This window comes from Rhodococcus ruitaii (genome assembly GCF_055230935.1).
This window is the reverse complement of the sequence record NZ_JBUYWC010000019.1, coordinates 1-11826: the sequence shown is the minus strand read 5'-3', so window position 1 is coordinate 11826 and position 11826 is coordinate 1. Positions and strand designations below refer to the sequence as shown.

11 protein-coding genes and 1 rRNA gene are annotated in these 11826 nt (G+C 62.3%); 1 reads left to right on the top strand and 11 read right to left on the bottom strand.

What is annotated here, in order from left to right:
- Position 1: 1 nt before the first annotated feature.
- The 10 genes from ACZI8W_RS22180 to ACZI8W_RS22135 all read right to left on the bottom strand — a co-directional run bounded on the left by ACZI8W_RS22180 (position 2) and on the right by ACZI8W_RS22135 (position 10195).
- Positions 2-634, bottom strand: a complete 633-nt coding sequence (locus ACZI8W_RS22180; protein ID WP_463370677.1) for a hypothetical protein — start codon at positions 632-634, stop codon at positions 2-4.
- A 44-nt stretch (positions 635-678) separates the two neighbouring features.
- Positions 679-1944, bottom strand: a complete 1266-nt coding sequence (locus tag ACZI8W_RS22175; RefSeq protein ID WP_463370676.1) for an MlaD family protein — start codon at positions 1942-1944, stop codon at positions 679-681.
- Between the two features lie 8 nt (positions 1945-1952).
- Positions 1953-3065: an MlaD family protein gene (locus tag ACZI8W_RS22170; protein ID WP_463370675.1), complete on the bottom strand. Its 1113-nt coding sequence runs from the start codon at positions 3063-3065 to the stop codon at positions 1953-1955.
- Entirely contained in the window at positions 3062-4168 is a 1107-nt protein-coding gene (locus ACZI8W_RS22165; RefSeq protein ID WP_463370674.1) for an MCE family protein, read from the bottom strand. Before ACZI8W_RS22165 ends, ACZI8W_RS22170 begins: the two co-directional genes overlap by 4 nt.
- Positions 4165-5217 carry an MCE family protein gene (locus ACZI8W_RS22160; RefSeq protein WP_463370673.1) on the bottom strand — a complete coding sequence of 351 codons (1053 nt, stop codon included), beginning with the start codon at positions 5215-5217 and terminating at the stop codon, positions 4165-4167. The genes ACZI8W_RS22165 and ACZI8W_RS22160 overlap by 4 nt, the downstream gene beginning before the upstream one ends.
- 5 nt (positions 5218-5222) lie before the next feature.
- Positions 5223-6260, bottom strand: coding sequence for an MCE family protein (locus ACZI8W_RS22155; RefSeq protein WP_463370672.1), 1038 nt, complete (start codon positions 6258-6260; stop codon positions 5223-5225).
- Positions 6257-7561, bottom strand: coding sequence for an MlaD family protein (locus ACZI8W_RS22150; RefSeq protein WP_463370671.1), 1305 nt, complete (start codon positions 7559-7561; stop codon positions 6257-6259). Before ACZI8W_RS22150 ends, ACZI8W_RS22155 begins: the two co-directional genes overlap by 4 nt.
- Before the next feature lie 3 nt (positions 7562-7564).
- Positions 7565-8419 (bottom strand): ABC transporter permease, encoded by an 855-nt coding sequence (locus ACZI8W_RS22145; RefSeq protein ID WP_463370670.1) that lies wholly within the window; start codon positions 8417-8419, stop codon positions 7565-7567.
- Positions 8419-9345, bottom strand: coding sequence for an MlaE family ABC transporter permease (locus ACZI8W_RS22140; RefSeq protein ID WP_463370669.1), 927 nt, complete (start codon positions 9343-9345; stop codon positions 8419-8421). Before ACZI8W_RS22140 ends, ACZI8W_RS22145 begins: the two co-directional genes overlap by 1 nt.
- 274 nt (positions 9346-9619) lie before the next feature.
- On the bottom strand, positions 9620-10195 hold the full coding sequence (locus tag ACZI8W_RS22135; protein ID WP_463370668.1) for a TetR/AcrR family transcriptional regulator: 576 nt from the start codon (positions 10193-10195) through the stop codon (positions 9620-9622).
- Positions 10196-10694: 499 nt separating this feature from the next.
- Here ACZI8W_RS22135 and ACZI8W_RS22130 point away from each other — a divergent pair, with 499 nt between their 5' ends.
- Positions 10695-11471, top strand: coding sequence for an SDR family NAD(P)-dependent oxidoreductase (locus tag ACZI8W_RS22130; RefSeq protein ID WP_463370667.1), 777 nt, complete (start codon positions 10695-10697; stop codon positions 11469-11471).
- Positions 11472-11706: 235 nt separating this feature from the next.
- Here the strand turns inward: ACZI8W_RS22130 and rrf are convergent.
- Positions 11707-11823, bottom strand: a 5S ribosomal RNA gene (gene rrf, locus ACZI8W_RS22125).
- Positions 11824-11826 lie beyond the last annotated feature (3 nt).

Here is an 11826-nt window from a genome sequence, read left to right as displayed (position 1 = left end):
ATCAGGGAAGGTCCACCTGCGAGGCCAACCAGCGGCCGTCGACGAGTTCGAGTGTCATGAGCACGCGGCTGCGATCGAGTCGCGGTTCGGGGACGACGGAGTTCGTCACCACCTGGTCGATGAACAGCAGCACCTCGACGCGATCGGTCGTGGCCGATTTGACGCCGGACTCGACCACCGTGCCTTCCGCCTGCGCGTTGTTGTCGACGAGCAGTTGGCGTAGTTCCCCGCTCGACTGCGCGTACATCTCCTTGAACTCGCCGGTGGCGCCGTCCAGAACTGCGTCGAAGTTGCCGTCGAGTTCACCCGGGTCGACCGAGGTCAGCGTCACCGCGTAGTCCTGCGCGGTTGCCAGGGCCGTGGCGGCTGCGGCGTTGACGGACCTGACTTCGTGTGCCTTCCACGCGAAGAACGCGGCGCAGGCCACCGACGTCACCGTGATCACCACGAGCACAGCGGTACGGATCCGGCGTGCGCGTCGACCCGGACCGGCCTCGGTTCCGGTGCCATCGCGGTCAGTCGTCGCGGCATGGGACTTCTCGGTTCCGGCTTCCTCGGTGACATCCTGCTGTGCCGCGCTCGCGGTATCGGTCGTCTGGTCGTCGGCCGCCAGGGCGGAACTGGACTTGCTCATGTGTGTTCTCCTTCCAGAGGGGTTGGTGTGCACGAACCCATCCGTCATCTCGGGTGGATGTACTCGGCAGGCGGCCCCCCGTAGGTCAACGGAACCGACAGCGGTCCGATCGGCGTGGGGTCGGCGGTACGGGCCGGGTCGGCACCCGGCGGAAGTACGGCCTCGTCTTCTTCTCCCGGCGCGCGCGGAGCGTTCTGTGCGCCGCGGATGAGAACGGACGGGTCCGGATTGTCGCAGTAGGTGTACAGGTAGGGCTCCGGAAAATCGGGCACCGACGGTGGCCGCCGCGGAAGGTCGTAGTCGCAGGTGTAGCGCGGATACAGGTTGACGTACGCCCAGATGCCGCCGTCCCGGAACGCGGTCCCGATCGCTTCGAGTGTCGAGCCGTCCCGCTCGGTCGGGAAGAAGAACTCCTGCAGGGCAGGCACTCGTACGTATGCCATTTGCGAGACCGTTGCAAGGTTTCCGAGCAGTTGGACCATCGTGGGGGAATTGTCCGCAATGATCGAGTCGAGTGCACCGAGGGTCGCGGGAGCGTTGTCGACGAATGTCCGGAAGCCCTGATCCATCGACTCGACACCTTGCAGCAGACCGGACAGGTTGGCCGATGTGGCCTGCAGCCCCGGACTTCCCTCCGCCAACGTGTTCAGCACCACCTTGCTGGTATTGAGAACCGAGATAGTTTGTGGCAAAACAGAATCGAGAGTCGAGATGAGGAAGGTCCCGCCATCGATGATGTCGGAGAGCTTCTCCGGCGCCTGGGGGCTCACCCCCAGCTCTTCGACGATGACCTGAACCTCGGCCGGATCGATCTGTGCGAGCATGCCGTCCAGATTGTGCATGAGGTCCGACAGCGGTACCGGTGTGGAGGTATCCGCCGTCGAGATCACAGCGCCGTCCGTCAGATACGGCCCGTCGTCGGTGCTCGGACGGAAGTCGAGATATTGCTCCCCGGCAAGCGACAAGCCCGCGACACGTACCTCTGCTCCTTGGGGGATCTTGGTCTGCGAATCGATCGAAGCGACTGCAACGACACCGTCGCCCGTGAGATCCACCGACGTCACACGACCCACCGGAACTCCGCGTAAGGTGACGTCGCGATCGGGGAGAATGCCGCCGGACTGATCGAAATGCACCTGCACCTGAATCTTTCGGTCTGCAGGATCGAGTTCGAAGACACCGAATACGAGATAGGCGATTCCGAGCACGAGAGTCAATGCCAGCGCCGTCAAGGACAATCCGAGACGATGCCGGTAGCCCGTCCGGACCGCACCGACCACCGGCGCTGCAATTCGGTCTGTCGCAGTCATCTTCTTCGTCACCCTCCCGCCCCTGTCAATCTGCCCTGCAGACGTAGCAAGGAGTGGGTGATGGCACCCACCATCGTGTCGATGTCCGACGTCTCGGGCAACCGGCTTCCGGGATCCCCGGAATGTCCAGGTGACGGAATCGCGCCGAGAATGAGTTGCTGCCAGTCTGCGTCAGCACTGGCCGACGTCGAGTTCGTCGTCTTCATGATCGGAGCAAAGAGGCTGTTGACCGCTTCGAGTGAGGCATCGGGGGACGTCGCCGCGTTGTTGAGTTCGGCCGCGATCCGGTTGATATCGGCGACCATCGACCGCGTGTCGGTACCGTTGACCGACGGGAATTTCGCCATCTGCCCACTGATCCGATCCACCTGGGTCACGAGGTCGAGTATCTCCGCGGTGTCCCCGGCGATGACCTCGAGCGCCGGACCGGCCGCGGCAACCACCTCACGAATCGTCGATTTCCGTTCCGCCAGTGTGGCGATGAGCATGTCCGTCTGGACCAGAGAGTGTTCGATCTCGGCGGAGCGCGCGCCGAGTTGCGTGACCAGACGGGCGGAGTCATCGAGGAGGCTCTCGATGTTCGCACCCCGACCGTCGACGGCGTGACCGAGCCCGTTCACGATCTTGGTGAGGTTACGCACCGCACCTCCGTTGACGAGAACCGATGCGGTCGAGAGCAATTCCTCGATTGTTGCGGCTGCCGAGGTGTCTGCGATCGGAATTGCGTCGCCGTCGCCGAGTGGAGGTGGTGCGGCCATAGCTTCCCCTTCGGGCGCCTGTAGCGCGATGAAGACATCACCCAGAGGCGTCGCCGAACGTAGTTCGGCAGCGCTACCGATGGGCACCACGACACCCTCGGAAACTCGCATGGTCACGACCGCCTGGTATCCCTCCACTGCCATCGATTCGACCTCCCCCACATCGACGCCGTCGAGTTTGACCTTGGCCTTCGTCGGGAGGTTCAGCGCGTTCCCGAAGGTGGCCGTGAGAGTGTACGAGTCGCCACTCAATCCCGGAGCCGGCAACGGAAGCTGTTCCAGCCCCACCGAGCACGCCGCGGTCGACGACGCCACAACCATCACGCAGGCAGCGCCCAGACATCGTCTGATCCTGAGCTTCACTGGTGCATCCCCGCTAGTCCTTCGAGCATCCCCGACATCCCGAAATCCGGACCGAAGTCGCTGACGGTGCCGGTGTCACAACCCAGATCCCGCATCCCCATGAGATTGCAGACCTCCTTGACCAATTGACCATCGAGCGCGACCCGCTCGAGCAGTCCGTGTACGCGGGCTCCGCCGTTCTCCTGATCCATGACGTTGTAGGCGTTGTTCAGCAGGAGCGGGGTCAAGTCCAAGAACTCTCCGATCTCCCGTTGATAGTCGGCGAGCGCACGGGTGAGCGTCTCGGCATTCGTCGCCGTCGCCTGCACCGCCCCGCGGTTGGCCGTCAGTAGATCATTCGTCTGCAGCAGAATGTCATTGATCATGGATCCGGTGTCGCCGAGACCTATTCCGGATTCGGCCAGCACGGCACTGAGCCGGCTCGTCACTTCACCGAACTCACGAATGTCCTGATCGTTGGCCGCAGCAGCCTCGGACAGCACCGCGAGATTGTCGACGATCGCGGTCAGTTCGTTACGGGTCCGGGCGCCCCCATCGGGACCGATCCTCAAAGCCTCCGACAATGTTCCGAGTGCGGATCTGATACTGCTGCCCTGACCGTCGGTCATCGATGCGCCCGCACTGAGCAGTTCGGCGACGGCTCCGTTACCTTCGCCGTCACCTTGGAGTTCCAGCGCCATGGTGTCGGCCATGGCAAGAAGCCGGTCGAACTCGATGGGGGTACGGGTCCGCTCGAGTCCGATCACCGCCTCGTCCTCGAGGGTGTCGCCGCCGCGATACACCGGGGTCAGCTCCACGTGCCTGTCGGTGAGCACCGACGTCGAGACTGCAACTGCGTGCGCATCGGACGGAATATCCATGCCGCCGTCGATACTCATCGTCACCGCCACATGAGTCCCCTGTGGTTCTATCGAGGTCACCTGGCCGACCGCGATACCCAGTACCGCCACGGTGTTCCCTACGTAGAGCCCCGCGCCGTTGTCGAACTTCGCAGTGACGGTGATCTCGTCGTGGCCGGCAAACCACGACCGAGCCCCGAGTAGCGCAAACCCCGCGACAACGGCGATCACCGTCACTATCGACAACCATCTGCGTGTCTTCATTGGCAGTCCTCGAAATAGGGAGGGAGCGAATGCAGTTCCGCGTTCCCGCTGATCGCGCACATCCAAGAGTCGATGAACGGTCCGGCGACGGAGGTGAAGTCGAGTTCGGGTCCGGTACCGGTCGCGTTCGTGAAGTTGCGGATGGGCACCGGGAGAATCTGAAGAATGTTTCGGAGCAATGCATCCTGATTTCCGAGGCTCTGCAGCATCGAGTCGAGGTCGGTGATCAACGCATCGAGTGACTCGCGATCATCGACGACGATCGTATGCAGTTGCTGCACCAGACCGGTGGTGGACGACAACAACCGTTCGACCAGATTCTGCCGAAGGGCCAGTTCCTTCACCATGTCGCTCCCGTCTCGCACGAGAGAGCCGATGTCGCCCTGCTGGGCACGGATGATCTCCGTGAGTTCGTAGGTTGCGGATACGAGAGATCCGACCTGATCTCGACGGTCTGCTATTACCCTCGACAGGCTCTCGACATTCTCCAGGGCTTGCGGCATCAGCGCAGGAAGATCGTCCAGCTCTCCGGCCAGCTCGTTCAGTGTCGCACCCAATCGTTCCGCGTCGACCTGCTCGAAAGTCGTTGTCGCGTCGGCGAGGACAGCTTGGAGATCGTAGGGGACAACGGTATTGGACAGTCTTATCCTCTTGTCCGGGATACTCCCCCCACCTGCCGGGCGCAACTCCACATAGCGCGACCCGAGCAGTGTGGTGAGCTTGATCGACGCGACCGTGTCGGCACCCAGATTCACATCGTTGTCGATCATCATCTCGACAACCACGTGATCCCCCTCGAGTCGCGCGCCTTCGACAGTGCCCACCTGGATTCCGGCTACCGTCACCCCATCGCCGGCTGCCACCTGAGCGGCCTGAACGAATTCGGCTTCATAGGTGGACTTTCCGATTCCCAGGTTCGCAACCCCGACCGTCGCGACCAATAGTGCAACGATGGCCACCACGGTCACTGCGCCGAGGGAGACAGCGCGATACGACTCGACCGGTCGCAGCCGGAATCTCCGAGCGGATGTGGTTCTTGTCCGTGTCATGGCCGTCACCTACAGATCGGGGATTGCTTGATTTCGCCGCCAGGTGTGGCACCTGCCACGATCGACGGGATGACATGGCTGAGCTCGGGAACCAGAGTTGCGTTGATGTTGCACAGGTAGGCGTTCAGGTAAGAACCGTCCTCGCTCACACGGGCCAACCCTTTGAGTAGGCCGGGGAGATTGAATCCGAAGTACTCCCACGATGGTTTGGTGTCGACGAAGTGTCCCGTGAAGCCTGGTTGCCTGCGCAGAAGTTCCTGCAGGTCCGGCTGCACTTCGCCGGTGAGCGCTGCAAGACTGTCGGTCGTGGTGGCAATCCTGTCGAGCGAACCGACGAGTTCCGGGCGCCTGGCGTTCAACTCCGCGAAGATCGAGTGGGCACCGGCGATCACCGAATCGACCTCACCGCTTTGCGATGCGAGATCGGAGACAATGCCGTCGAGGTTGACGATGATGTCGCCGAGGATGCGGTCCGGCTCGGCCATCGACTCCGCAAGTCTCGATGTCTCGGCCACAAGGGTGGTCACGGATCCGGAGTCGCCCTGGAGCGCGGCGATCACCGAGGCCGTGATGTTGTCCACCTGTTCCGGGTCGAGCACGCTGAACAGCGGTTCGAAGCCGTTGAGCAGTACCGAGATGTCGAATGACGGCTCCGTTCGCGCGAGGGGTATCTCGGCGCCGGCTTCGAGGATCGCGGTCTCCGGGTTCTGCCCCAGTGAAAGTCCGAGATAGCGCTGGCCGATGATGCTCTGATAGGTGATCGCCGCCTCTGTGTTCGCGTATACCTGCTGAGCCGAGTCGATGCTGAACCCGACCCGCGCAACCGTCTCGTCGAGCGAGATCGAATCGACCCGGCCCACTCGCACACCGGCCATTCGGACGTCGTCGCCCACACGCAGACCCGATACATCGCTGAACACTGCAGAGTACGAACTCGTCGAACCCTGAACTCCTCGCTGCAGGGTGACCACGACCGGCCAGGTCAATCCCACCGAGATCAACAGGAACACAATGAGCCCGATCAGCGGTTTCCGTATCGTCATCGCGGACCTCCGTCCGTCTCGGGGGTCACCAGGATGTCGACGCCTCGTGTGATGGGTCCGAGGAGGAGGTCGGCCGCCCCGCCGAAGTCACCACCGAGGATCTGATCGACGATGTCTTTCTCCGCGGGTGCACCGACCTGCCCCACGTTGCCTCCTATCGGGGCTCGCTCGATCGTGCGTGTCGATCCGAGTTGTTCGGCCACAGGTGGAGCCCCCGTGTCCGGGGCCGTGGCGCAACTGGGTCCGGCCAGATTTCCGTAACGGGGGCAATCGGTGCGCGTGTACGTGATGTGCGGCGTCGCCTGGAAGACGAACTTGCCTGTTCCGTTCTGCTGGCCGACCGGCCAGAACTCCGTCCACCACTTCCCCGAAATCCAATTCATCCTGGTGACAATCGGTGTGAATTCGTGGGCACCGTCGGCGACCACTCCCAGCACCGGCTCGAGTTGGGTGGTGATGCCGACGATTCGGTCGGTGTTGTTCTCCAGCGATGTCGCCATTGTCGAGAGCGTGTTGGCGCTTCCGAAGAACAGCGTCGAGAGCTGCTCCTGCTTCTCCGCAATCGTGCGCATGGGCACGACAGCATGATTGACGGCATCGAGCAGTTCCGGCGCCGAATGCTGCAAACCTTCCACTGCGTCCGCCAGCGCAGACAGCGTCGACGGGCCGCCGTCGGGGGTCACGACGGCACCGACCTCGTGCACGATACGCTGCAATTGCCCTCCCGCACGGACGATGTCGTCGCCCCTACGATCGGTAGCCTGCGCCACGGTCGCGAGGACGCCGAGGGTTTCCTGAGAGCTGAGACGCGCGGTCGCGGCTGTGAGGTCGCGAAGCTTCGTCAGTGCCGTTTGCAATTGCACGGTGGACAGGCTCTCGTCCTGAGGGATCGTTGCCCCCGCTTCGAGATGGGGTGCGGGCCCGTTGTCGACCAACTGGACGGACGAGACGGCAAAGACGTTGCTCGGCACCACGCGCGCGGTCACCGTCGCGGGGATTCCTGCGAGATGTTCGGGGTGGATGGAGATGTTCACGAGATTGGCGCCGTCGCCCGCAGGGAGTTCGACGTCGTTCACTTCCCCGACGAGGACGCCACGGAATTTGACATCGGACCTGGCGGGTAAGCCGTCCCCGACATCGGCCAGGATTGCGGTGACGTCATGTCCCCTGTCGAAAACACCGCTCATCTTGGCGAAGATCCCCCCAACGAACAACACCGCCACCACGAGCGCAATACCGCCCCGCAGGACCAGGCCACGAAGTGAGGTCCTGTGCGGATCACTCTCCAACAGAAACGACATCGGCTACCCCCCAAGCCTTGCACCGGAGCCGAGACCCCAAAAAAGAAGAGTAAGAAGAAGGTTCATCACGATCATCGCGGAGATGCTCGCTCGCATCGCTCTCCCGGCTGCAGTACCGACTCCCTGCGGGCCGCCAGCGGCGTAGTAGCCGTAGTAGCACTGGATCGTGGTGGTGATGATGACGAAGACGATGGTTTTCAGGAGCGAGTAGAAGATATCGGCACCGCTGAGCACCAGTGAGAAATAGTGGTCATATGTTCCGGACGAGACCCCACCGGCCATGCCGATCACAACCTGCACCGCCACATAGTTGACCGCCAGGCAGACGAGGTAGAGGGGAATCACCGCCACCACCGACGCAAGAAGCCTGGTCGTTACGAGGTAAGGGATGGACCGAATAGCAAGCGTTTCCATCGCGTCGATTTCCTCGGAGATCCGCATGGCGCCGAGCTGCGCGGTGAATCGGCATCCGGCCTGCGCAGCGAAGGCGAGCGACGCCATGATGGGCGCGAGCTCCCGCGTTGTAGCGGTGGAGGAGATCATTCCGGTTGCCGGCTCGAGACCGAGGAGGTGCAACGCGTTGTACCCCTCGATTGCCACGATCGCTCCCGCGGCCGCACCGAGCACGATGATCACGCCGGCCGTACCACCACCAACGACCAGGGACCCGTTACCCCAGGTCACGTCGGAAAGAATCCGAAGGAACTCTTTCCGGTAGTGCCGCAGCGTCGTGGGGATCGCGGCGACTGCTCGCACCAGGAAGGTCACCATGTGGCCGAGTCGGGCGATCACAGTGGCCTGTGCCCTGGCGGCAGTGAGGATCGGCCTCACCCCTGGAGGAAAATAGCGGGAAGCCACTAGAACCCCGTCCGCGGAAACAGCAGTACGTACAGCTGCGTGAAGGCGACGTTGACGACCATCAGAAGCAGGATCGACGCCACGACCGTGGCGTTCACGGAATTTGCTACGCCTGCGGGGCCGCCACTGGTCGACAGCCCCTTCTGACACGCAACAACCGCCACGATCGCGCCGAACACCATTGCTTTGATCATCGTGAGGACGAAGTCACCGACGGTCGCGAACGACGCGAACGTGGCAACGAAACTACCCGGCGTACCGTTCATCACGAAGGTGTTGAACAGATATCCGGACAGGAATCCGACGAAACACACGAGCCCGGTCAGTGCCAGCCCCACAACGATCGCAGCCGCCAGGCGCGGTACCACCAGACGGCGGATCACCGAGACACCCATGACCTCGAGAGCGTCGATCTCGTCGCGGATCTTGCGTGAACCGAGATCTGCACATACGGCCGAGCCGGCGGCCGACGCCATCAACAACGCCGCGACCATCGGTGCGCCTTGCTTGATCACCGCGAGCCCGCTCGCCGCTCCCGCCAGCGACGTCGCCCCGACCTGCCCGGCAAGCAGCCCGAACTGGATAGAGAGCGTCACTCCGATCGGGATTGCGACGAACATGGTGGGCAGCGCCGAAGCCGACGCCATGAATGCCGCCTGGCGGATGAACTCGGCAAACGGGAACCGGAGCGTGACGATATCGACGACAAGGTGTTGGACAGTCCGGACGCCGAGCTTGCATTGTTCGCCCACCGTTTCCAATGCGGCGACCGGATGCCGCCGAACATATCGGCGTGTCCATTCGTCTACCTCGCTGCTAGCGGACCGGCTATGAGTCGAGGTGGCACCATCTTCTGCCACAGTTGATTCCCTTCGCGAGCGGTGGAACCCGAGAAACGACACCGACGTTGACCGGCTGTCGCCCATACTCTTTTCGAAAGATGCTGCGCACGTGCAGAAATGAGAGAAGGTTGAGTCGAACTACGTTCACTCTGCCGATCAGGACACCTCGAGCAGTATCCGTCGAATCCGGCACCTGGCCGGACCCCGCCCCCTCGGCAGGACCGGCCGTTCAAACGAACGAGCATCTGACATGCACAAAAGTAGAATAGAGTTCTCTCAAAAGCAACGATCGCCGCTCACTCGGGATCGAAAATTTCCTCGCAACTTGGGTTGCCTATGGTCCCACCTGCAGCGATGTCTATTCGTCGAACATACTCAGACACCACTCGACGAGCTCGACGGTCTCCTCGTGGCCCGCCGTCACCCCCAACGACTCCTCCATCACCACCACTCGGGACAGGCTGGTCATGAGTACGGACACCACGACCGGAGACATCTTCTCGGGGAGCTCCACGCGGTCGAGAACCTTGGCCAGCGCATCTCGCTGCCCGATGCGGAACCGTTCGGAGTAGTCCGCGATCGCCGCACGCAGGACGTCACGATGACGGGACATGGCGATGAACTCCATCGTCACGGCCACACCCGCGGGATCCGTACTGAACTGCCAGAGTGCACGCAACGGATTGGGCGCGTCCATCAACTGCGCCTGGATGACCAACCCTTCCTCGGCGCGACGGCGGAAGATCTCGAGGAACAGGTCGTCCATCGTGCGGAAGTAGTAGTGCACCAACTGCGGCTTCAAGCCCGCCGCATCGGCCACCTTTCTGGACGTAACTGCGGCATAGCCTTTTTCGATCATCAGCCTCTCCGCCGCATCGAGCAGAACGGTTCGATTCTTTGCGTCCGGCGCACCGAGCCTGCGCGACGATGTCATCCGTCAACCTCCATCCACTCAGTTGCACCACTGCAACTTTTCGACATACTAACGCGCCATCACGCATGTGATGTTGACCATTCGGCAGTCAGTATGTTATCTATGTCATAGGTAATGCTATGCAGGTGCACAGCGCACGGAGGTCGCCACCCCCTCAGCTCGGACCTCCTTGCTGGCATCGAGGAATCTCTATGTACTGCAATGCATTACATCGAACTGATGTAATGCTGCCCGAGAGGATGGACTTGAACGATTTCGGCACGAAGGATTACTCACAGCCCCCTCCCCCGTCACCGATCCCCATCCATTCCTCGACTGTCACCGTTCGAAACGTCCGATACGACGACTCGAGGCCTCGCAGATACGTCATCGCCGGCTCTCCCGACGAGCGCGGTCGAGTTCCTGGATGAGAGGTTCACGGCGTTCCTCGAAGACCGCGAACCCGGATCGGAGCTCCAACTCGAATTCACGGCCGCCCCCTGAGAGGACGAATGATCACATGGTCGACACCAACACTGGCGCCGACGCCACGAACAGAGTCGCCGTCATCACCGGCGCAGGATCCGGTATCGGTCTTTCCGTGGCACGGCAACTCGCCGCACAGCAACACCCGGTCGCGCTGCTCGACCAGAGCGGTGCCGCAGTGCAGAAAATCGCCGACGAACTGAACGAGCAGGGTGCAACCGCCCGTGCTTTCGAGGTGGACGTCGTCGACCGACCCGGGGTGGACGCTGCGATCGCCAAGGTCCGCGCCGAACTCGGAGCCATCAAGATCATGGTCACCAGCGCCGGCATCGAAGCGACCGCTCCGTTCACCGACATCGACCTGGCCGACTGGAAGCACATCATCGACGTCAATCTCACAGGTACATTCAACAGCGTGCAGTCGGCAGTGCCCGACATGATCGAGGCTGGGTGGGGACGCATCGTCACCATCTCGTCGTCCAGCGCGCAGTCCGGCGCCCCCGATCGGGCGCACTATGTGGCGTCGAAGGGCGGAGTCATCGCGCTCACCAAGGCCCTTGCGTACGAGTTGTCGCCGAAAGGGATCACCGCCAATACGGTCCCGCCATCGATCATCGATACACCCATGGCGCGGGCCGCCGAGGAGTCCGGCGAAATGATGATCAATTTCGAGGCGCTTGCCAGCATGACCCCGGTACGCAGAACAGGGACACCTCACGACGTCGCGGCGGCGACTGCGTTCCTCTGCTCCGACGATGCAGGCTTCATCACCGGCCAGGTCATCGGCGTCAACGGCGGTTGGTACCTCTGACCCGGACGCGGGGAGGCACGTGGCGACCATGATGGGAGTCGTCACACGGGGGATGGAAAAAGTGTGTGGGGACCCGCATCAGCGGGTCCCCACACATTTTCGGCGACCACCACTGCGGGCAACTCCGAATGAACTGCGGTCGATACAGCCGGCGCGTACTCAACAGAATCAATTCGGACTAGTCCGGAAAACACGAAAGGGGACCCACAAAAGTGGATCCCCTCCCGCAACGGGTGTTCGGCAGCGACCTACTCTCCCACACCCTGACGAGTGCAGTACCATCGGCGCAGACAGGCTTAGCTTCCGGGTTCGGAATGAGACCGGGCGTTTCCCTATCGCTATAACCACCGAAACT